The organism is Paenibacillus sp. J22P143, assembly GCF_059692035.1.
In genome coordinates this window covers 128,224-150,022 of sequence record NZ_JCAUAQ010000006.1, presented here as the reverse complement: position 1 = coordinate 150,022, position 21,799 = coordinate 128,224, and the positions used below count along the sequence as shown (strand labels likewise).

The 21,799-nt window shown below is 43.4% G+C and carries 20 protein-coding genes; all 20 read left to right on the top strand.

Annotated features, from left to right (window positions below; genetic code table 11):
• Window positions 1-5 precede the first annotated feature (5 nt).
• The 20 genes from rbfA to yfmF all read left to right on the top strand — a co-directional run bounded on the left by rbfA (window position 6) and on the right by yfmF (window position 21,798).
• Complete coding sequence (gene rbfA / locus AC58PQ_RS12930) at window positions 6-365, top strand: 30S ribosome-binding factor RbfA (protein WP_497242338.1); 360 nt, start codon at window positions 6-8, stop codon at window positions 363-365.
• The gene (locus tag AC58PQ_RS12925) at window positions 362-1,363 is read left to right on the top strand and encodes a DHH family phosphoesterase (RefSeq protein WP_497242337.1); all 1,002 of its coding nucleotides are present in this window, start codon (window positions 362-364) and stop codon (window positions 1,361-1,363) included. The genes rbfA and AC58PQ_RS12925 overlap by 4 nt, the downstream gene beginning before the upstream one ends.
• Window positions 1,360-2,274, top strand: a complete 915-nt coding sequence (gene truB / locus AC58PQ_RS12920; protein WP_497242336.1) for a tRNA pseudouridine(55) synthase TruB — start codon at window positions 1,360-1,362, stop codon at window positions 2,272-2,274. Before AC58PQ_RS12925 ends, truB begins: the two co-directional genes overlap by 4 nt.
• Window positions 2,275-2,320: 46 nt before the next feature.
• Complete coding sequence (locus AC58PQ_RS12915) at window positions 2,321-3,268, top strand: bifunctional riboflavin kinase/FAD synthetase (protein ID WP_497242335.1); 948 nt, start codon at window positions 2,321-2,323, stop codon at window positions 3,266-3,268.
• A gap of 154 nt (window positions 3,269-3,422) precedes the next feature.
• Window positions 3,423-3,692 (top strand): 30S ribosomal protein S15, encoded by a 270-nt coding sequence (gene rpsO / locus AC58PQ_RS12910; RefSeq protein WP_028558319.1) that lies wholly within the window; start codon window positions 3,423-3,425, stop codon window positions 3,690-3,692.
• A gap of 265 nt (window positions 3,693-3,957) precedes the next feature.
• Window positions 3,958-6,060, top strand: a complete 2,103-nt coding sequence (gene pnp, locus AC58PQ_RS12905) for a polyribonucleotide nucleotidyltransferase (RefSeq protein ID WP_497242334.1) — start codon at window positions 3,958-3,960, stop codon at window positions 6,058-6,060.
• A 200-nt stretch (window positions 6,061-6,260) separates the two neighbouring features.
• Window positions 6,261-7,238 (top strand): polysaccharide deacetylase family protein, encoded by a 978-nt coding sequence (locus tag AC58PQ_RS12900; protein ID WP_497242333.1) that lies wholly within the window; start codon window positions 6,261-6,263, stop codon window positions 7,236-7,238.
• A 108-nt stretch (window positions 7,239-7,346) separates the two neighbouring features.
• The gene (locus tag AC58PQ_RS12895; protein ID WP_497242332.1) at window positions 7,347-8,603 is read left to right on the top strand and encodes a M16 family metallopeptidase; all 1,257 of its coding nucleotides are present in this window, start codon (window positions 7,347-7,349) and stop codon (window positions 8,601-8,603) included.
• Window positions 8,604-8,616: 13 nt separating this feature from the next.
• Window positions 8,617-9,045: a dUTP diphosphatase gene (dut, locus tag AC58PQ_RS12890; RefSeq protein ID WP_497242437.1), complete on the top strand. Its 429-nt coding sequence runs from the start codon at window positions 8,617-8,619 to the stop codon at window positions 9,043-9,045.
• A gap of 153 nt (window positions 9,046-9,198) precedes the next feature.
• Window positions 9,199-10,098, top strand: coding sequence for a dipicolinate synthase subunit DpsA (gene dpsA / locus AC58PQ_RS12885; RefSeq protein WP_497242331.1), 900 nt, complete (start codon window positions 9,199-9,201; stop codon window positions 10,096-10,098).
• Window positions 10,095-10,688: a dipicolinate synthase subunit B gene (locus tag AC58PQ_RS12880; RefSeq protein WP_056625070.1), complete on the top strand. Its 594-nt coding sequence runs from the start codon at window positions 10,095-10,097 to the stop codon at window positions 10,686-10,688. The genes dpsA and AC58PQ_RS12880 overlap by 4 nt, the downstream gene beginning before the upstream one ends.
• 36 nt (window positions 10,689-10,724) lie before the next feature.
• Entirely contained in the window at window positions 10,725-11,762 is a 1,038-nt protein-coding gene (locus AC58PQ_RS12875) for an aspartate-semialdehyde dehydrogenase (RefSeq protein ID WP_497242330.1), read from the top strand.
• Between the two features lie 43 nt (window positions 11,763-11,805).
• A complete protein-coding gene (gene dapG, locus AC58PQ_RS12870; RefSeq protein ID WP_497242329.1) occupies window positions 11,806-13,020 on the top strand; it encodes an aspartate kinase in 1,215 nt (404 codons plus the stop codon).
• Window positions 13,021-13,045: 25 nt separating this feature from the next.
• A complete protein-coding gene (gene dapA / locus AC58PQ_RS12865; RefSeq protein WP_497242328.1) occupies window positions 13,046-13,909 on the top strand; it encodes a 4-hydroxy-tetrahydrodipicolinate synthase in 864 nt (287 codons plus the stop codon).
• Between the two features lie 171 nt (window positions 13,910-14,080).
• Window positions 14,081-15,757, top strand: coding sequence for a ribonuclease J (locus AC58PQ_RS12860; RefSeq protein WP_497242327.1), 1,677 nt, complete (start codon window positions 14,081-14,083; stop codon window positions 15,755-15,757).
• 172 nt (window positions 15,758-15,929) lie between these two features.
• On the top strand, window positions 15,930-16,664 hold the full coding sequence (locus tag AC58PQ_RS12855; protein WP_497242326.1) for a ClpP family protease: 735 nt from the start codon (window positions 15,930-15,932) through the stop codon (window positions 16,662-16,664).
• Complete coding sequence (locus tag AC58PQ_RS12850) at window positions 16,661-16,900, top strand: YlzJ-like family protein (protein WP_497242325.1); 240 nt, start codon at window positions 16,661-16,663, stop codon at window positions 16,898-16,900. Before AC58PQ_RS12855 ends, AC58PQ_RS12850 begins: the two co-directional genes overlap by 4 nt.
• A 63-nt stretch (window positions 16,901-16,963) precedes the next feature.
• Window positions 16,964-19,519 carry a DNA translocase FtsK gene (locus AC58PQ_RS12845; RefSeq protein ID WP_497242324.1) on the top strand — a complete coding sequence of 852 codons (2,556 nt, stop codon included), beginning with the start codon at window positions 16,964-16,966 and terminating at the stop codon, window positions 19,517-19,519.
• A gap of 117 nt (window positions 19,520-19,636) precedes the next feature.
• The gene (gene sleB, locus AC58PQ_RS12840; RefSeq protein ID WP_497242323.1) at window positions 19,637-20,416 is read left to right on the top strand and encodes a spore cortex-lytic enzyme; all 780 of its coding nucleotides are present in this window, start codon (window positions 19,637-19,639) and stop codon (window positions 20,414-20,416) included.
• Between the two features lie 101 nt (window positions 20,417-20,517).
• Window positions 20,518-21,798: an EF-P 5-aminopentanol modification-associated protein YfmF gene (yfmF, locus tag AC58PQ_RS12835; RefSeq protein ID WP_497242322.1), complete on the top strand. Its 1,281-nt coding sequence runs from the start codon at window positions 20,518-20,520 to the stop codon at window positions 21,796-21,798.
• Window position 21,799 lies beyond the last annotated feature (1 nt).

Sequence of the window (21,799 nt, the reverse complement as noted above, 5' to 3'; positions counted from 1 at the left end):
AATAAATGGCTAGAGTTCGTGTAGGTCGAGTTGGCGAACAAATTAAAAAAGAGTTAAGTCAAATCATTCAAGCGGAGCTGAAAGATCCTCGTATTGGATTCATGACCGTTACTGGTGTCGAAGTGACGAATGATTTATCCCTGGCTCGTGTTTACCTAAGTGTAATGGGAACTGAAGAAGAGAAAGCTGCCACCCTTAAGGCGCTTTCTGTAGGTTCAGGATATATTCGCTCTGAGTTAGGCAAACGAATTCGTTTGCGGAAAATTCCAGAGCTACAGTTTAAATTTGATGCTTCTATCGACTATGGGTCTCACATCGACCAATTGTTGTATAAGCTCAATCAGGAAGGAAATAGAAACGTATGAATAACGGAATGATCCATGCCACCGAATACTGTCAGCAGCTGGCAGCAGCAGCTGCATTTATCGAGCAGCATGATGATTTCCTGGTCGTGTCACACATCCAACCAGATGGTGATGCTGCCAGTTCAACGTATGCAACGGGTTGGATTCTAAGTCAACTTGGGAAGTCATTCACGATGATCAATGAGGGCGCTATGCCCTCTAAATTTTCCTATTTAGAAGGAAGTAAGCAAACCATTGATTATAGTGAATTGGCACCGAATCGATTATACCAAACCATCATAAGTGTAGATTGTGCTGATTTCTCCAGAATGGGTAGGATCAGCACTCTTTTTGATGAGCAGGCACAGTTACTCAATATTGACCATCATCCAACGAATGATCATTTTGGTTCCTGTCATTTAATTAAGCATGACGCCGCGGCAACAGTTCAAATATTGTATGATTTGGCGATACATATGAAGCTGCAACCTGACATCACGTTTGGTGAATGCATTTATACCGGATTGCTGACGGATACAGGCGGCTTTCGATACTCAAACACCACATCAGAGGTCATGAAAATCGGAGCTACGATGTTGGAGTTAGGTGTCAAGGGTGCCGAAATCGCTGAACTTGTTCTTGAACGTATGACGTATGCGCAAATTGTACTTCTCCAAAAAGCATTATCCACACTTTCCTTTGCGTATGATCGCAAACTGGCTTGGCTAGCTGTCTCTCTTGCTGACTTAGAGTTGACGGGTGCGTCGAGTGATGATTTGGATGGACTGGTCAATTATCCGCGTAATGTGGAAGGTGTCGAAGTGGGTATGCTGATTAAGGAGAAGGAAGCCGGTGTCATTAAAGTAAGTCTTCGCTCTTCTGGACTAGTTGATGTAGCTGCTATTGCTCAATCGCTAGGCGGTGGAGGGCATGTTCGGGCGTCAGGATGTACAATCTATGGTACGCTAGACGAAGCTGTTGCTAGAATGGTTAAGGAAGTAGGGGACAAGCTGAAATGACGCTAGAAGGCATTCTGCCTGTTTGGAAACCAGCGGGCTTTACATCACATGATGTTGTCGCCAAAGTTAGAAGGATATTGAGTATTAAAAGAATTGGTCATACTGGGACACTTGACCCGCAAGTGACAGGTGTTCTGCCACTTTGCATTGGACGAGCGACTCGGATGGTTGAATATATTCAAGAATTACCGAAGGAATATGAAGCTGTTTTACGTATTGGGTTATCTACAGATACCGAAGATATGACGGGCAATGTGTTGGAAGAAGTGTCACATGTTTCACTCGGGGAAGATCAAGTGCGAGAAGTACTAGAATCCTTCGTCGGGGACATCGAGCAGATTCCACCCATGTTCTCAGCTGTCAAAATAGATGGTAAACGTCTTTATGAATTGGCGAGAGAAGGCAAGGAAGTTGAACGAAAATCACGGAAAGCAACGATCTTTGAACTAGAAATTCTCGAACTGGGCCTAGATCAGAAGCATCCTGAAATTCGTTTCCGGGCCATGTGCTCCAAAGGTACTTATATCAGAACATTGTGTGTAGATATTGGGAAAGCACTTGGATATCCTGCCGTTATGGTAAGCTTGATACGTACGTCGACAGGGAAGATTCGCGAAGAGCAATGTCTAACATTTGAGCAAATTGTTCTAATGAAAGAAGCGGGAACCTTACAGCAACATATGATTCCTATGGACATTGCCATTTCGCATATTCCTTCCATTTCCCTTACGGATCAAGAAGCTGTTCATTCCTTGCAAGGTAAGAAAATAGCTCTAGCTGCGAATCGGGTGGCTCATGCAGATGCTTCACAAACCATATTTCGGGCCTATTCACCTGATGAACGATTTCTTGGTCTGTTTGAATGGAAAAGCACTAGCCACGTCTTGGTCCCGGCCAAAGTTTTCCTTTAATCATAACGTCGCGGGACGGGTTGAAATGGGTAGGTGACGAACTTATATGAAAATAATACCAATATCATATCCGATGGATCTGGATCAGCTTGCTCACACGATAGGTAAACAAGTGGTGGCCATTGGTGACTTTGATGGTGTGCATCTAGGGCATCAAGAGGTTATTGGCCGGGCCTTGCTTACGGCTAAGACGCTTGGTCTGAAGTCAGCTATTATGACCTTCTATCCTCATCCTAGAGCCGTAATGGGTCAAGATAAATACGTGGATCTTCTGACTCCGATGAAAAAGAAGATGGAGATATTTGAGAGCATGGGTGTGAATCATACGTACGTTGTGACGTTTGATGCTTCCCTGATGCGATTATCTCCGGAGCAATTCGTGGATCAAGTCCTTGACAGACTTGGCGTTGATAGCGTCATTTGTGGTTTTGATTTTACCTTTGGTTTTCAAGGTAAAGGTACTCCAGATTCACTCTGCGAGTTGAGTCATGGGAAATTCTCTGTTGAAGTGGTGAGACCTTTTCATATGAATGGTGAAAAAGTAAGTAGTACACGTATACGTGAAGCATTACAGCAAGGTCAACTGGAAACAGTGACTAGGCTGCTAGGACGTCCATATAGCTTAAGCGGCATTGTCGTTGATGGTGCGAAGAGAGGAAGAACGCTTGGTTTTCCTACAGCTAATCTTCAATTGGACGAGCCTTATGTCAGTCCTACGAATGGAGTTTACGCGATTAAAGCTACCGTTCGTGGGGAAGTTTATCAAGGAGTCATGAATATTGGTGTGAAACCAACTTTCGAGACAGGGGAATTAAAACCATCGTTTGAAGCGCATTTATTCGAATTTTCTGAGCAAATTTATGGAGAAACGGTGATGGTTGAGCTTATTTCTTTCCTTCGACCAGAACGTAAATTCACCTCATTAGACGAATTAGTTGCTCAAATTAAGCTTGACGCTGAAGAAGCTAAGTATAAATTGACGACAGAGTTGTAATCATACATTTACTTCTTCGAGTCAATTGTGATATACTTATTAACGTTGTCAAATGGACGTGTTCCTTTGGCATGAACCTTAGCTTGGATTGACGTTTTCATCGGCGCTTTCGAGGCTAGCGGGGATACTAATAGAATTTAGGAGATGAACGATTATGGCAATTACGCAAGAGCGCAAAACACAACTGATTCAAACTCACAAGGTACACGATACCGACACAGGTTCACCTGAGGTACAAGTAGCAATCCTTACAGAAAACATTGTTAACCTTACAGACCACCTTCGTACGCATAAGAAAGATCACCACTCCCGTCGTGGTTTGCTTAAAATGGTTGGACAACGTCGTAAGTTGCTAGCATATGTTAAAAACAAAGATGTAAGCCGCTATAGTGCTTTGATTGCAAAGCTTGGTTTGCGTCGATAAAACCGACAATGAGAAGCAACCTGTTGCTCCTTTGCTAGGCTTGATAAAGCTCTGGCAGAGAGCAGCAAAAGGTTGCTTTTTCTTGTATTTTTAAAACGGGAAAAGAAGGAAATACTAGACATAACGCAGAAATAGAGCAATACTCCACAGATAGTTCATTTTGCATACATAGGGAGTAGATTCGGATTGGTCTCTGGATCTTACGATTTCTGTACATGTTTACAACACATATTTTGAAATTTAAACCATGCCTTAGGAGGATTTTATGGAGACAAGGGTACAAATGGAACTTGGCGGTAAGCCGTTCATTCTTGAAACTGGCCGACTAGCCAAACAAGCCAATGCAGCAGTAACTGTTCGCTATGGCGACACGGTAGTGCTTAGCACAGTAACGGCATCCAGCGGACCGAAAGATTTAGATTTCTTTCCGTTAACAGTGAACTATGAAGAAAGATTATATGCGGTTGGTAAAATCCCTGGTGGTTTTATCAAGCGTGAAGGACGTCCAAGTGAGAAAGCGATTCTTGCGAGCCGTTTAACGGATCGTCCGATTCGTCCTCTGTTCCCAGAAGGTTTCCGGAATGATATTCAGATTGTGTCTATTGTCATGAGCGTAGACCAAGAATGTCCGCCAGAAATGGCAGCAATGATCGGGACGTCCGCAGCACTTGCGATCTCTGATGTTCCATTTAATGGACCTGTCGGTGGCGTGATTGTTGGTCGTGTAGATGGTCAATTCGTTATCAACCCCACTGGCGAAGTAGCGGAGAAGAGTGATCTGCACCTTACAGTCGCTGGTACCAAAGATGCGATTATGATGGTTGAAGCTGGAGCGAAAGAAGTTTCTGAGGAAGTTGTCCTAGAAGCGATCATGTTCGGTCATGATGAAATTCGCAAGATCGTCGCGACGATTGAGGAATTGGTTGAGCAAGTCGGCAAGCCGAAAATGGAAGTTAAACTTCATGCGGTTGATGCTGAAGTGAATAGCGCGGTGCGCGAATTTGCGCAAGCAAGATTAGTTGATGCGATCAAAATCCCTGAAAAGCATGCAAGACAAGAAGCAATCGATGTTGTGAATGCGGATGCTGTAGCACATTTCACTGCGTTGTATGTAGAAACGCCAGGACTTCTAGGTGACGTGAAAGAAACACTTTATGATATCGTAAAAGAAGAAGTACGTCGCTTGATTACGCATGATAAAGTAAGACCAGATGGACGTAAACCTGATGAAATTCGCCCGATTGAGTGCGATGTCAACTTGCTGCCGCGTACACACGGCTCTGGCTTGTTCACACGTGGACAAACACAAGCACTAAGCATTTGTACATTAGGTGCCCTGGGCGATGTTCAAATCTTGGATGGTTTAGATCTGACAGAAACCAAACGTTTCATGCATCACTATAACTTCCCGCCATTCAGCGTTGGGGAAGCAAGACCATTGCGTCCGCCAGGCCGTCGTGAGATTGGACATGGTGCGTTAGGTGAGCGTGCTATTGAAGCGATCATTCCGAACGAAGTTGAGTTCCCTTACACAATTCGTCTTGTGTCTGAAGTTTTGGAATCGAACGGTTCAACATCCCAAGCAAGTATTTGTGCAAGTATTCTTGCGCTTATGGATGCTGGTGTTCCGATTAAAGCTCCAGTTGCAGGTATTGCGATGGGCCTTATCAAAGACGGCGATCATTTCTCCATTCTGTCCGATATTCAAGGTATGGAAGATCACCTTGGCGATATGGATTTCAAGGTTGCAGGTACAGCTGAGGGGATCACGGCGTTACAAATGGATATCAAAATTGATGGCATCGACCGCAGCATCTTGCAACAATCTTTGCAACAAGCCAAAGAAGGTCGTTTACACATTTTGAGCAAAATGGTATCCCGTATTTCCAGACCAAACAAAAATCTATCTCAATATGCGCCTAAGATTCTAACCATGAACATCAATCCGGACAAAATCCGTGATGTTATTGGTGCAGGCGGTAAAATCATCAATAAAATCATTGAGGAAACTGGCGTGAAGATCGACATCGAGCAAGACGGCCGCGTATTCATTGCATCGTCGAATCAAGAAATGAACGAGAAAGCTCGTTCCATTATTGAAGGCATTGTACGTGAAGTTATCGTTGGTGAAACTTACCTAGGTACAGTTAAACGCGTAGAGAAATTTGGCGCATTCGTTGAAATCCTACCTGGTAAAGAAGGTCTCGTTCATATTTCACAAATTTCTACGGAGCGTGTAGCAAAAGTAGAAGATGTCGTGAACATTGGCGATCAAATAACAGTTAAAGTTACGGAAATTGATCAACAAGGAAGAGTTAATCTTTCGCGCAAAGCAACATTAACTTCACAAGTCTCTGCTCAAAGCTAGAGATTCATCAATCGTGAGGCCGTTTCATTCATAGTAAAGGATAAAGAGTCAGAGCTATCTGTCTCTTTTTTGCTTTTCGCTGCTTAGTTGGACATGCACAGGTTCTACTCTTGTCCCAACCTTCATACAATCAGGTGATGAAGAAAGGGGATCTGTTTATGCTCCGCAAAAAATGGATACTGCTTGGGAGTTTTTTGACAATGGTTCTATTGAGTTTGAATGCGATCCCAAGTGTACGGACCTATATAGAAAGTGTGAAAAACGATCAAACTCATTTTATTGGCGAGAAAGATGGGAAAAGGGAAGAAGTGCGTCCTGTTTTTGCTTCTGCTAAGCAATCTACCTTATTAGAAGCAATAACCAAAGAAGCGGAGAACCGTAAGATTGCTCCAATTAATGCCAAAGTAGATTCCGTGTGGAAAGCGATCCCCGGTTACAACGGATTAGAGGTGGATATCGAGGAGACATTGAAGTTAGCAGAGCATCAGTTAACGCCAAATAAAATTAATTATGTGATGAAGGAAATAGAGCCAAGAATTCAATTAGATGATCTTGGACCCAATCCTATATATAAAGGCAATCCGAAGAAACCTATGGTGTCTTTTATGATTAATGTCGCATGGGGCAATGAATTTCTGCCAAGTATATTAGAAGCGCTACGCAACGAAAATGTCCATGCGACTTTTTTCTTTGATGGCTCTTGGTTAAAGAAAAATACAGAGATGGCCAGACGCATTCAGAGTGAAGGGCACGAAATATCGAATCACGCTTATTCTCACAAAGATATGCGAAGCATTTCGCGCAGCAAAGCGGTAGAGGAAATTTCGAAAACCGAAGATTTACTAAAGCAGCTCGGTGTTAAAAATACATTGTTCGCACCGCCTTCCGGTTATTTTAATCAAGAAACCATTCAGGTGGCCGCGGAGTTCAAGTTGCAAACGGTGTTGTGGACCTTTGATACCATAGATTGGAAAAATCCAGGTGCAAGCCGTATTATCGAACGCTTATCTTCCAATGTTGAACCCGGAACTCTTATTCTGATGCATCCAACGGTTTCGTCTCGTGATGCGTTGCCAGGTATGATCAATCTGATTAAGAAAAAAGGTCTAGTGCTTGGAACGGTTTCCGACCTTCTTTCCTCAAAAAGGATCACTGGACAGGGACAAATCACGAATTAGCCATGAATTACTGCCTCGAATTTGAGTCCAAGGCACATTTTTGTTAGACTTAGGAAGTATAATAGGAGAATTGGACTTTTAGGTGTACCATTTCGAGGAGGAACCTTGGTGATCAAATATCGCTTACATAATGGCTTGAGAGTCGTCATGGAACAAATCCCTACATTTCGATCGGTAACTTTCGGGATTTGGGTAAAAACAGGCTCGCGTAATGAGTCGCAGACGAATAACGGTATTTCACATTTCATTGAGCATATGTTGTTCAAAGGAACGGAACGTCATTCGGCGAAAGATATCGCAGAAATTTTTGATGGCATTGGCGGAAATGTGAATGCTTTCACGTCCAAAGAATATACGTGCTATTATGCCAAAGTGCTGGATGAACATCTGCCTTTAGCGATGGATGTACTTTCGGATATGTTTTTCAATTCGACCTTTGATGAAGGTGAGTTAGAAAAAGAGAAGAACGTGATTTACGAAGAAATTTCAATGTATGAAGATACACCTGATGACCTCGTACATGACTTGTTAGCCAAAGCTTCTTATGGTCCACACGCTCTAGGGTATACGATTTTAGGAACGCAAGACAATTTGTCCAAAATGAAATCCGATGATCTTCGATCCTATCTCAAGCAAAATTATAATACGGAGAATACCGTGCTAAGTATTGCTGGGAACATTGATGATAGTGTAAAAGAACTGATTGAGAAGCATTTCGGTGATTTTTCACAATCCGGTGTTGAAACAAGCTATGATGCACCAAATTTTATGAGCGAAATGATTTTCCATGCCAAGAAAACAGAACAAAACCATATTTGTTTGTCGTTGCCTGGCTTGTCGCTTCAGGAGGAAAATCTGTATCCGATGGTCTTACTTAACAATGCGATAGGCGGAGGAATGAGCTCAAGACTTTTCCAAGAAATTCGTGAGAAACGTGGATTAGCTTATTCAGTTTATTCGTATCACTCTTCTCATATTGATAGCGGTATGTTTACCATTTATACGGGAACAGCACCTAAGCAAACAGAAGAAGTACTGAAAGTGACGATGGAGCTGCTTCATGACATAGCTGTTAATGGCATGACAGATTCTGAGCTGAAGAAGGGGAAAGAGCAGTTGAAAGGCAGCCTTATTCTTAGTTTAGAAAGCACGAGCAGTCGGATGAACCGTTATGGTAAAAATGAATTGATGACTGGTAAGCATTATAGTCTGGACGAAATGATCGCACGCATTGAAAGTGTGAACATGGAACATATACGTCAGTTGACGAAAACGCTATTTTCAACACCTTTTGCTTTATCCATGGTCGGAAATGCGGATGATGTGATTAGCGGCTTCAGGAGGGATCAGCTTGTCTCTCTTTGATTTTGAAGTGCAAATGAAACGTATGGAGGGTCAAGAAGACGTTCTCTTACCGCAGAAAATGTCCGAAGCAGCTAGCGGGTATGATTTGCATGCCGCGGTTAGCGAACCAGTCGTGCTCGCACCTGGTGGGCGTCAATTAATTCCAACCGGCTTCGCGCTTAGTATGCCGCCAGAACTAGAAGCACAGATTCGCCCGAGAAGCGGGCTAGCTTATAAACATGGCATTACAACACTCAATTCTCCAGGGACTATTGATGCGGATTATCGCGGTGAGGTTAAAGTATTGCTGATTAATCATGGTCAGGAGCCATTCGTTATTCAGCGAAATGAACGTATCGCGCAGATGGTATTTCAGCGTGTGCCACAAATTCAATTGACCGTAGTTACTGAGTTATCAGAAACGGTACGTGGATCTGGCGGCTTCGGCCATACAGGGCGATAAAATTACCTTTATCATCGAAGTATTCAAGAAACGACCTCTTCTTAGGAAGGGGTTTTTCTTGTTTTGGAGGAAACAAAGACGGAAGTCACCCATCCTTAGGCGAACGCATAGTATAACTTATCGAAACGGACCGAGGAAGGGGTGTAAGCAAGAATGCTTACTGGGATTTCGGTTGCTATTATGGGGGGAGACGCCCGGCAACTTGAAGTAATTCAGAAATTTACTGAGCTAGACGCTACCGTTATATTACTCGGATTTGACAATCTCGGGCGGCAATTTCACGGTGTTACGAATGTGAAGTTAGATCCGGAATTGTTTGCGCATGTGGATGCACTTATTTTGCCAGTTGTAGGTACGGATGAGACAGGACAAGTGGAATCTATTTTCTCAAGTGAAGAAATGATTCTGACGGATGAGCATATTTCTTCATTGCCGAAGCATGCCAAGGTTTACACAGGTATGGCGAAGAGCTACTTGAAGAAGCTCGTTTTGGCACATGATATTGAGCTAGTTGAGCTGTTAGATCGTGATGATATTGCCATTTACAATTCGATTCCAACTGCAGAGGGTGCGCTGATGATGGCCATCCAGAACACCGATATTACCATTCATGGATCCGTTTGTATGGTTTTGGGCTTTGGTCGAACAGGGTTCACAATGGCTAAAACCTTGCAAGGATTAGGGGCAACCGTCAAGGTTGGCGTCAGGAAACCGGAGCATTACGCAAGGGCGTGGGAGATGGGTTTTCAGCCTTTTTATACGAAGGATCTGTACCCGGAAGTGGGGAATATTGACTTGCTTTTTAACACAATTCCGACTATGATAGTCACAGCGCAAGTTATTACCAATATCCCACATCGCGCGCTTATTATCGATTTAGCTTCAAGACCCGGCGGAACGGACTTTCGATTTGCCGAGAAGAGAGGCATTAAAGCGATGCTAGCGCCCGGTTTACCTGGAATCGTCGCCCCCAAAACAGCTGGCCGAATTATGGCTAACACGTTAAGTCAGCTGATCGAGGAAGACTTCAAAGACAGGAGCGATGTGGAATGAATTGGCAAGGGAAAACAGTCGGTTATGCATTAACCGGATCTCACTGTACACTTGAAGAGGTCATGCCTCAAATTAAGAGATTTGTAGATGCGGGTGCACGCGTCATTCCGATTGTATCGAATACAATTATGACGACCGACACACGATTTGGTAAATCAGCTGATTGGCAGCAAATGTTGAAGGATATTACGGGGAATGAGATTATTTCTACCATTGTAGATGCAGAACCGCTAGGTCCATCCAAGTTATTGGATGTGATGGTGATTGCTCCTTGTACGGGTAATACGACTAGTAAACTAGCAAATGCAATGACAGAAAGTCCTGTTCTTATGGCAGCTAAAGCACAAATGAGAAACTTGAGACCGCTTGTATTAGCGATTTCAACGAATGATGGTTTGGGCTTAAATGCGATGAATATCGCAAAGCTACTCATTACGAAAAATATTTATTTTGTGCCATATGGTCAAGATGCACCTGGAGCCAAACCAAATTCGTTGGTGGCTCGGATGGACTTGATTATGGAAGCTTGTGAAGCTGCGCTTGAAGGTAAACAATTGCAGCCTATGATTATTGAGAGATTTCAATACTAACTTATAGATATCAACTTGAGGGGGAGAGACCAGCATATGTCCAACCAGAAGCTATTTAATGTTGCAGTTGTAGGCGCTACAGGCGCTGTAGGCGAGCAAATCATACGTCTATTAGAAGAACGGAATTTCCCCATCAAGGAATTGAAATTACTTTCTTCCGCTCGCTCAGCGGGTGTAAAGCTTTCTTTTAAAGGTCAAGAAGTTGTCGTCCAAGAAGCAACTCCTGAAAGCTTTCAAGGCGTAGATATTGCTCTCTTCAGTGCTGGTGGCGACGTCACGAAAGCATTGGCACCGCATGCGGTTGAAGCGGGTGCGATTTGTATTGATAATACAAGCGCTTACCGTATGGATCCAGATACGCCACTTGTTGTTCCTGAAGTAAATGTTGAGAAAATCAATGAACATAAAGGGATTATCGCGAACCCGAACTGTTCCACGATTCAAATGGTTGCAGCGCTTAAGCCGCTATATGACCGTTATGGGATTTCCCGCATTATCGTCTCTACGTACCAAGCCGTTTCCGGTGCTGGTGCAAAAGCGATTAATGAAATGCTTAGACAATCCAAAGAAGTATTAGAAGGTAATGAGTCGAACCCCGATATTCTACCGGTCGGTTCCTTACCAGTGAAGCATCAAATCGCTTTCAATGCGATTCCTCAAATCGATAAATTCCTGGACAATGGATTTACAAATGAAGAAATGAAAATGATTCTTGAAACGAAGAAAATTATGGGCGATGAGTCCATTGAAGTTACAGCTACTTGCGTGCGTATTCCTGTTGTTTATGGACACTCGGAATCCGTGTATGTAGAATTGAAAGAAGATTTTGATGTTGAAGAAGTGAAAACACTGCTTGCAAATGCACCTGGTATTGTCCTTGTTGACAATCCGGCAGAACAACAGTACCCACTTGCTACAGATGCTGCAGGTAAGCTCGAAACTTTCGTAGGACGTGTACGTCGCGATTTGAGTAACCCTAAAGCGCTTAACATGTGGATTGTTTCTGATAATTTGTTAAAAGGTGCTGCTTGGAATGCGGTACAAATTGCAGAATATATTGCTATAGAGCAATAATCAGCATACTGCTTACATGTAGCAGTGAAAATGGGGGAAACTCATGCGAATTCTTGTCCAAAAATTCGGAGGTACTTCGCTTTCCACCGCACAAGCTAGAGAACACGTTATTGGACATATTCAAGATGCACTAATCCAACATTATAAATTAGTTGTTGTCGTTTCTGCGATGGGAAGAAAAGGGGAACCCTATGCGACAGACACGCTTCTAGAGCTCGTTCGTAAGAACGGGGAGGGGCTGCCTGCAAGGGAACTCGATATGTTGATGGGCTGCGGAGAATTAATATCTGCAGTGCTTTTGTGTAGTCTATTAAACAAAACAGGTATCCGAGCAACAGTTTTGACGGGTGGGCAAGCAGGTCTGATCACGAATGAGAATCATGGCAATGCTCAGATCATCGCAATGAAGCCGGGTCGGATCCTTGAATTGTTAGAGCAAGACCAGGTAGTCATTGTCACGGGGTTTCAAGGGAAAACAAGCAACGATGAGTTGACAACATTAGGCCGCGGTGGCAGTGATACATCAGCAACTGCACTTGGTGCTGCACTCAAAGCAGAAATTGTTGATATCTTCACAGATGTTAATGGTATTTTGACAGCGGATCCAAGGATCGTTGAAGATGCTAAGCCTTTACAGCGTGTAAGCTTTAGTGAGATATGCAATATGGCACATAATGGCGCGAAAGTCATTCATCCGCGAGCTGTTGAAGTTGCCATGCAAGCGAATATTCCGATTCGTGTGAGGTCAACATTCACCAAAGAAGAAGGAACGCTAGTCACGGCATCTGACACACTATCAGAAGTTAACCATGTTAAAGATCGCTTTGTTACGGGGATTGCTCATTTTACGAATATTACACAGATCCAGGTCGCTGCCGTTGATGGTGAATTCGATCTTCAGCTTCGTGTATTCAAAACGATGGCTCAGCATCAGATTAGTGTTGATTTTATTAATGTGAACCCTTCTGGCGTTGTATATACGGTCTTCGATTATGAAGCAGAACGTGCGGTTCAATTACTCAAGGCGCAAGGCTATGAGCCTAAGTTCACAAGCGGCTGTGCGAAGGTATCCGTGATTGGTGGCGGAATGAATGGTGTACCTGGCATTATGGCGCACATTGTTGAAGCATTGACCGTGGAAGATATCCGAATTCTGCAATCAGCTGATTCAAACACAACCATCTGGGTGCTTGTTCAAGGTGTGGATATGATCAAGTCAGTTCGAGCACTTCATCGAAAATTCAATTTATATAAATAAAATAAGAAAGTCAGGAGGCGTCCAAGTGAGTTTTGGAAGAGTAGTCACGGCAATGGTTACACCATTTGACGAGCAGTTGCAGGTCAATTGGGATCAAGTAGAGCCCCTAATTAATTATTTAATTGAAGATCAACATTCAGATAGCCTTGTGATCTGTGGGACGACAGGGGAATCGCCGACATTATCAGAGGATGAAAAGTTGAAGCTTATTGAGCTTTCCGTTCGTGTTGCGGCTGGTCGTTGCAAGATCATTGCAGGTACTGGAAGTAACGCCACCGCTCATACCATCGCTTTTTCACGTAAAGTTGAGCAGCTTGGTGTGGATGCGTTACTTCTCGTTGCACCGTATTACAACCGTCCTTCACAGGAAGGGTTGTATCAGCATTTTAAAGCGATTGCTGAGGCGGTAAAGGTTCCAGTCGTGCTCTATAATGTGCCTGGCCGAACAGGTGTTAACCTAGATGCTGACACAACGATTCGTCTTTCCCAGATCCCGAATATCGTGGCAACCAAAGATTGCTCGAATACGGATCAAATGACGCGTATTCTTACGCATGCAGCTCCTAATTTCCTTGTTTACAGCGGAGATGATAGCAATACATTGCCAGCCTTATCAATTGGTTGCGAAGGAATAATCAGTGTAGCAAGTCATGTGATTGGAAAAGAAATGCAAACTATGATAAAGTATTATTTAGAAGGCAACATTCAGCAGGCTGCAGAGCTTCATCGTAAGCTTCATCCTGTATTCACTGGTATTTTCTGTGCACCAAGCCCAGCGCCAATTAAGCATGCGCTTGCACTCAAAGGCATTGAAACAGGCGGCGTTCGACTTCCGTTAGTTCGTGTATCCGAGCAAGAAGGACAATTCATTCAATCACTTTTTGTATGATCATGCCTAATGAATCGGTGCTTCCGGCATCGGTTTTCTTTTTTTGGGAAATCTAAACGTATTCAGTATTAACTTGTATTTGCTGTTTTTTTTCATGTATAATGGTTGCAAGTGACTAGTTCGGTTTTTTCATTTAAAATTCGTCGTCCAATCTATGAAGGAGGTATATTCTTGTCCAAAAAAAATATTGATAAACTTTTGATCTTCGCTCTTGGCGGCGTGGGCGAAATCGGAAAAAATATGTATTGCGTTCAGTATGCGAACGATATAATCGTCATTGACAGTGGTTTGAAATTTCCTGAGGAGGACATGCTCGGAATTGACATTGTCATCCCAGATATCGGGTACTTAACAGAAAATCGGGATAAAGTACGCGGCATCATCATCACCCACGGCCATGAGGATCACATTGGTGGCTTACCTTACGTGCTGAAACACCTTAATGTTCCCCTCTACGCAACGAAGTTAACGATGGGACTTATAGAAGCTAAGCTGAAGGAAGCTAACCTGCTCGGAACGACGAACCGTATTCTAATCAATTCGGAATCCGTTCTTCCCCTAGGCGTGCTTACGGCAACATTCTTTAAAACCAATCATAGTATACCGGATTCTGTGGGTGTAGCACTTGATACACCTGAGGGTGTTGTTGTTCATACGGGAGATTTTAAATTTGACCAAACGCCAGTTAATGAACAATATGCAGATTTGCATCGTATGGCTGAGATCGGAAAGAAAGGCGTTCTTGCCTTGCTTTCAGACAGTACGAATGCAGAACGTCCAGGCTACACGGGCTCTGAGCGCGGTGTAGGTATTGAGATTGAAGAAGTGTTCCGTAAAGCGAAGCAAAGAGTTATTATTGCGACTTTTGCATCGAATATTCACCGTGTTCAACAGGTGTTTGATGCAGCAGCTGCAACGAATCGCAAAGTAACAGTTATTGGACGCAGTATGGTGAACGTGGTTTCGATTGCTAGCGAATTAGGCTATTTGCATATTCCAGACGGCATGTTGATTGAGCCTGAGGAAGTAAACAAGCTTGCAGCTGATCGTGTTGTAATCCTTTCCACGGGTAGCCAAGGTGAGCCAATGTCAGCTCTTACAAGAATGGCGCGTTCAACCCATCGTAAAATTGATATTTTACCTGGAGATACAGTCATTATTGCGGCAACTCCAATTCCAGGAAACGAGCGTTATGTTGGTAGAACGGTTGATGAATTGTTCCGTATCGGTGCAAATGTTATTTACGGACCGGGATCAGTAACGGGTGTTCATGTATCAGGTCACGGAAGTCAGGAAGAATTGAAGCTTATGCTGAACCTGATGAAACCGAAATACTTTATTCCGATTCATGGCGAATACCGCATGCTGCGTCAACATGCCATTCTTGCCGAATCTGTCGGCATTCCTAAAGAAGATATTTTTATGTGCGATATTGGCGACACGGTTGAAATTCAAAATGGTGCTGCTCGCAAAGGATCGAAAGTTCAAAGCGGTAACATCCTAATTGATGGACTTGGTGTTGGGGATGTAGGCAATATCGTATTGCGTGACCGTAAATTACTGTCGCAAGATGGAATTCTAGTTGTCGTGGTTACATTAAGTAAACAAGATGGCAAAATTTTGTCCGGCCCAGATATTATTTCACGCGGATTTGTTTATGTTCGTGAATCCGAAGGACTTCTAGAGGAAGCTAATCGTATCGTAACAAATACGTTAACTAAACTAATGAATGAAAATGTAAATGAATGGGCATCTTTAAAAACAAATGTGAAAGATGTTCTCGGACGCTTTTTATATGAACAAACCAGAAGAAGACCAATGATTCTTCCGATCATTATGGAAGTTTAGGTACTCGAACAAGTCACTTGAGCCTATGCAAATAGTAAAGCTCTCTCCAATTGGGGGAGCTTTTTCTTGTTCTCGCAAAGTGAAGTATGCATGAAAGTCTACAAGTTTATTCATACTATGGGAGACATGGAAAGAACTTGAGTTCTACCATATTTTGAAAGGGGATTATGAAGTGGCATCAGCACCAGGCTCGAAGGAACAAGAACAGGGAACAGAGGAAGCTAAGAAAAATGCAGTTCTCGAAAATATTCAACAATTAGGACAAACTAACACCGTTTCTGGCGAATCGAATATTTTTTGTCTAACGATAATTGGGCAGGTAGAGGGGCATATTGTGCTACCACCTCAGAATAAAACAACCAAATATGAACATCTAATTCCACAGCTCGTAGCTGCCGAGCAGAATTCCAAGATTGAAGGCGTAATGATCATTTTAAACACGGTAGGCGGTGATGTAGAGGCGGGTCTAGCCATCGCTGAAATGATCGCGACGTTATCGAAACCAACTATTGCATTGGTTCTAGGAGGCGGACATAGTATCGGTGTTCCAATTGCAGTCTCAGCAGACTATTCGATCATCGCCGAAACAGCAACGATGACGATCCATCCGATTCGTATGAATGGTTTGGTTATTGGCGTACCGCAAACCTTTGAATATTTAGATAAAATGCAAGAGCGTGTCGTACGATTTGTAACTAAGCATTCGAACGTAACGGAAGAGAAGTTTAAAGAACTTATGTTTAAGACTGGTGAGCTTACGAGAGATATCGGGACAACGGTGATTGGGATCGATGCTGTTAAATATGGATTAATCAATCAAGTTGGAGGTATAGGTGATGCTATCAAGGAGCTGAACAGCCGGATAGAAGCCAAGAAAGCGACGAGTGCAGGGGGGGTTGTTCAATGATTCATTATTCAGTGATTCCGATGGAAGTCATATTTGATGGATTCGATTCCTTTGCTCCCCAATACGTAGATGTCGAGCAGGATGGCTTCATGATGCAAATTGAACCTCTAAGCGGCTATCAAGCGCGTATTGTAAGGCTGTACAGCTGCAATCCACAGGACTATTTAAATGAACAATATGCGCCAGGTAGCATCATTTCCTATCGTCCTCAGATCGAGGCGATTTCAGGCAGGTAAGTCGTGTTCCCGTATCATCCCTCAAGTTAATTATGGTATAATGTGGACTTGGGGGTGACAATCTTGGCGAAACGCAGGAAAAAGACGAAGGCTGTAAAAACCAGCTTATTATTCGAGCTGTACGGTATCCTCATCTTGATATTCTCCGTCATTGCCCTTGCACATCAAGGACATGTGGGGAATTCATTGGTTTATTTGTTTCGCTTTTTTGTGGGGACTTGGTATTCACTTATACCTCTCATTTTCATTTATGTGGCACTGTATGCCATGATCAAAAGAGCATGGCCCCAAATGGTAACTCCCAAGAAAGCGGGCATTTTGTTATTCATTCTTGGAATATTAATCAAGAATCATATTGATTTATTTGCACAGCTATACCCAAGTAACGATTTCACGTCAGGTAAAGTCATTTCTTCAACATGGTCAGCAATGTTAAATGGCTTGCACCCAACGGAAGCTGGCACGGCCTCGTTAGAGAACGAAATTGGCGGAGGAATGATAGGTGCATTTTTATACAGCATACTCTATTTCCTTTTTGATTACCTAGGTGCGAGATTAATCCAATATACGTTTTTTGTTATGGGTTTTATTCTGGCGACAGGTGTCTCCTATGTGGATCTAGGTAATATCGTGAAGGGTCGATTCAGCAACGTAGGACAAAATTTCAAAGACAGAATGAAAGAATGGCTGCAAGACCGAGAAGGGCGTGGGCCGGAGGCAGCTAAAGCAGGGAGTACCCCTGCTAAGGTGAAGAAGACAGCCTACGTGCCTGTAGATGATGAATTTGATGAAGAGGTTTTCCAACCGGTGAAACGGACAAAGAGAGCACCATTGTTTATGGAACTCCTTCGTCCACTCAAGGAGAATCGCAAGAAGTCAACTGCTAGGGAACGCGATGATGTAGAAGAAAACTTGTCAGCGTCGGATGCTGAAGATGTCCCGGAGGAAGTTGTCTACTCGAACACGGTTCATCCAACGGCAGAACCTATACATAATTCAGGTGAACAGTCTGGTGCTCCAATTATTCGCGATTTTCAAGAACAGGTTATTCAAGAAGCTCAGCAAGTAGTTAGGCCGTTAGCAGTACCTACACCTGTAGCAACGAATGTAACGACAACGGCACCCACTGGTGTTGATGATGAGAATGAACCGATCACACTTGAATTTCAAGTAGATACACCTGTTATCGTGACACGTCCATATGAAATACCTTCGCTTGATCTATTAGCACGACCTGCTCTAGGCAAGGGAAGCGAGATGGCGGACTACAAGGCGAATGCAAGGAAGCTTGAAGCGACATTAGAAAGCTTTGGTGTTCGAGCTAAGGTCCTAGAGGTAGTTAGAGGTCCTGCGGTTACACGATATGAAATTCAACCTGATGTGGGTGTGAAAGTCAGTCGAATTGTTTCATTGACTGATGATATCGCACTTGCACTTGCAGCGAAGGATATCCGGATGGAAGCTCCAATCCCCGGTAAATCTGCAATTGGAATCGAAGTTCCTAACTTAGAAGTTTCTATTGTTACAATGCGAGAAGTCATGGAAACGACTGCTTTTCAGGAGTCTAGCTCACGCTTATCAGTAGTTCTAGGACGAGATATTTCTGGCCAGCCGATTGTTGGCAATCTGGCAAGAATGCCACATTTACTAGTTGCCGGTGCCACAGGATCTGGTAAATCTGTCTGTATCAATGGGATCATTACGAGTATTTTGTATAAAGCCAAACCAAATGAAGTGAAGTTCTTAATGATCGATCCGAAGATGGTTGAGCTGAATGTGTATAATGGAATCCCACATTTATTAGCTCCAGTGGTTACGGATCCGCGTCGAGCATCTTTAGCGCTAAAGAAAATCGTGGTCGAAATGGAGAAACGTTACGAGTTATTCTCCAAGAGCGGGACAAGGAATATTGAAGGCTATAATGCTATGTTGACTGAGAGTGGTACGTCGGCACCGCTGCCATACTATGTAATTATCGTAGATGAGCTAGCAGATCTAATGATGGTTGCGGCTAATGATGTCGAAGATTCGATCTGTCGTCTTGCTCAGATGGCGCGGGCAGCCGGTATTCACTTAATTATCGCCACGCAACGTCCGTCTGTTGACGTCATTACAGGTGTTATCAAGGCAAATATTCCTTCCCGTATTGCTTTTGGTGTGTCGTCACAAGTGGATTCGCGGACGATCTTGGATATGGTTGGCGCGGAGAAGCTGCTAGGTCGAGGGGATATGCTTTACTTGCCAGTTGGTGCATCCAAGCCGGTTCGTATTCAAGGGGCATTCCTCTCCGATGGAGAGGTTGAGCAGGTTGTTGGCTTCGTACGTACACAAGAACAAGCCAACTATCGCGAGGAACTAGTTCCACAAGTCGAGGAAATGCCTGAGCAACAAAATGAATTTGAGGACGAGCTATACGATCAGGCCGTACAAATTGTTTTGGAAGCGAAGCAAGCTTCCGTTTCACTGCTTCAACGGCGAATGAGAGTCGGTTACACACGTGCTGCTAGACTTGTCGATGCGATGGAAGCCAAAGGCGTTGTTGGCCCTTATGAAGGCAGTAAACCTCGTGAAGTACTTCTCTCGCTTGAACAATATCATCATAATCGGATTAGCTCTTAATCCGAAATGGACGAACACTCTCCTATGGAGAGTGTTTTTATTTGCATAATCATTGACTCGCTTTCTCATAATAAGCAAGAAAAGGCTGTAATTTGAAAAGTGAGGTTGAGAAGGGGAATGAATAAACGACTAATTGTCATTACATTTTGTATCGTCTTTGTTTTGGTGGTTTCCTTTCAATTGAAGGGGCGGTTTAATCCACCGACTGAAGAAACATTCAGTAAAAATGAAGTGCGCTATGGTGCCACAGGTTCAGATGTGAACGAACTACAAGGCAGATTGAAATTCATTGGCTTTTATAACGGCAGCATAGACGGCGATTATGGCTACAAGACATTAACAGCAGTGAAGCGATTCCAAGGTGAATTTGGCATGAAGGTAGACGGGATTGTTGGACCGAAAACCAAGCTTAAGCTATGGGAAGCAACGAAAAGTTGGAAACCTACAGCTCCAGAAACAGCTAACAATCAAGGCGGTAACAATGCAACGGCCGGAGGAGATCAGAAACCTGCTAATCTAACACCCTCCAATAATCAAGGGTATTCCGAGCAAGATATTAACTTAATGGCCAATGCCGTCAATGGAGAAGCGCGAGGTGAGCCGTTCATTGGACAAGTAGCTGTAGCAGCAGTCATCTTAAACCGAGTGAAATCGGCGAGTTTTCCGAATACAATTTCCGGTGTTATTTTCCAACCTGGTGCTTTCACAGCCGTAGCCGATGGTCAAATATGGTTAACACCGAATGAATCATCCAAAAAAGCCGTAAGGGATGCTTTGAGTGGTTTGGATCCATCTGGTGGTTGTATTTATTACTTCAATCCAGAAACGGCAACGTCTAAATGGATTTGGACGAGAAAACAAGTTAAAAAAATCGGAAAGCACATTTTCTGTGTATAATTTAGAGAAGGACAAGGAGAAGGAACCAGCATTGGTTGCTTCTCCTCTTCGTATAGGAATATAATGGATATATTACACGGACATAGAAGGGAGACTGACCTTTGAAGCCTAATCAATTTGAGCGCAGCAGTTGGAAGCATATTCGTATGCATGTTTTACCGACAGATCGTTTCAAAACATTTGCCATTTCTGTCTACATAGGCCGTCAATTAGAAGAGGAAACGGTCACAAGTACGGCATTAACACCTTTTATCCTTCGAAGAGGTACAGAACTGCGTCCTGAGACCAAACAATTCCGGGAGTATTTAGATGATTTATACGGCGCTGGGTTTGGCTTTGATATTTATAAGCGCGGCGACTACCAGATCGTACAGCTACGAATGGACATCATCAATGATCGCTTCGTGAAATCAACTGATTCCTTACTGAAGCAGGGTCTTGAATTTGTTGGTGAAACATTAACTCGGCCAGCTTTAGAAGATCAGCATTTTCGCACGAAATATGTAGATGCAGAAAAGCAAACACTGCGTAAACGAATTGAATCCGTCATCAACGATAAAATCCGCTATGCTGCTGAGCGTTGTATGGAAGAAATGTGCAGCGGGGAACCTTACCGACTTCATCCATTAGGCAAAATTGATGATCTCGACGGCATGAATGCGGAGCAGCTTTACGAACAATATAAACAATGGCTCCAAACGTCTCCAATGGACATCTACGTCGTTGGCAATACAACACTTAGTGAGGTAGAAGAAATTGTGAAGCAATCGTTCGCCATTGAGCGAAATGTTGATGTTAGCTATGTCACTTCCGCGCCGCGTGGTGTAACAGCTGATGTGAAAACGATCGTCGAACGCTTGGATGTTAACCAAGGGAAGCTGAATATGGGATTACGTACGAATATTTCATACAGCGATGATCAATACCCGGTTGCACTGATGTACAATGGGGTTCTTGGCGGATACCCGCATTCCAAATTATTTACCAATGTTCGTGAGAAAGCGAGTCTTGCGTACTACGCTTCTTCTCGGTTTGATGGACATAAAGGCATTTTGACGATTCAGTCTGGTATCGAAATGGCTAACTATGAAAAAGCCGTTGACATTATACGTAAACAACTTAAAGCGATGGAACAAGGAGAAATTACAGACATTGAGTGGAGTCAAACAAGGGCTATGATTTCCAATCAATTACGTGAGATCCAAGATTCCGCGTTTGAGCTGATCTCGTTTGATTTTAATGCTATTTTATCAGGGAAAGAGCGCACGGTTGCGGGTTTGATCTCAGCTGTCGAGCAAGTCGATATCCCTACCATCGCAGAAGCGGCGAAGCGAGTGCAATTGGACACGATATACTTTTTACGGGACCAGAAGGGGGAGTAGA

Bases quoted from the DNA above. Each gene is read 5' to 3' on its own strand.
- truB (WP_497242336.1), top strand. From the start codon at position 1,360: ATGACGCTAGAAGGCATTCTGCCTGTTTGGAAACCAGCGGGCTTTACA.
- rbfA (WP_497242338.1), top strand. From the start codon at position 6: ATGGCTAGAGTTCGTGTAGGTCGAGTTGGCGAACAAATTAAAAAAGAG.
- pnp (WP_497242334.1), top strand. From the start codon at position 3,958: ATGGAGACAAGGGTACAAATGGAACTTGGCGGTAAGCCGTTCATTCTT.
- AC58PQ_RS12925 (WP_497242337.1), top strand. From the start codon at position 362: ATGAATAACGGAATGATCCATGCCACCGAATACTGTCAGCAGCTGGCA.
- AC58PQ_RS12850 (WP_497242325.1), top strand. From the start codon at position 16,661: ATGATTCATTATTCAGTGATTCCGATGGAAGTCATATTTGATGGATTC.
- AC58PQ_RS12900 (WP_497242333.1), top strand. From the start codon at position 6,261: ATGGTTCTATTGAGTTTGAATGCGATCCCAAGTGTACGGACCTATATA.
- rpsO (WP_028558319.1), top strand. From the start codon at position 3,423: ATGGCAATTACGCAAGAGCGCAAAACACAACTGATTCAAACTCACAAG.
- sleB (WP_497242323.1), top strand. From the start codon at position 19,637: ATGAATAAACGACTAATTGTCATTACATTTTGTATCGTCTTTGTTTTG.
- AC58PQ_RS12915 (WP_497242335.1), top strand. From the start codon at position 2,321: ATGAAAATAATACCAATATCATATCCGATGGATCTGGATCAGCTTGCT.
- dpsA (WP_497242331.1), top strand. From the start codon at position 9,199: ATGCTTACTGGGATTTCGGTTGCTATTATGGGGGGAGACGCCCGGCAA.
- AC58PQ_RS12875 (WP_497242330.1), top strand. From the start codon at position 10,725: ATGTCCAACCAGAAGCTATTTAATGTTGCAGTTGTAGGCGCTACAGGC.
- dapG (WP_497242329.1), top strand. From the start codon at position 11,806: ATGCGAATTCTTGTCCAAAAATTCGGAGGTACTTCGCTTTCCACCGCA.
- AC58PQ_RS12880 (WP_056625070.1), top strand. From the start codon at position 10,095: ATGAATTGGCAAGGGAAAACAGTCGGTTATGCATTAACCGGATCTCAC.
- dut (WP_497242437.1), top strand. From the start codon at position 8,617: ATGAAACGTATGGAGGGTCAAGAAGACGTTCTCTTACCGCAGAAAATG.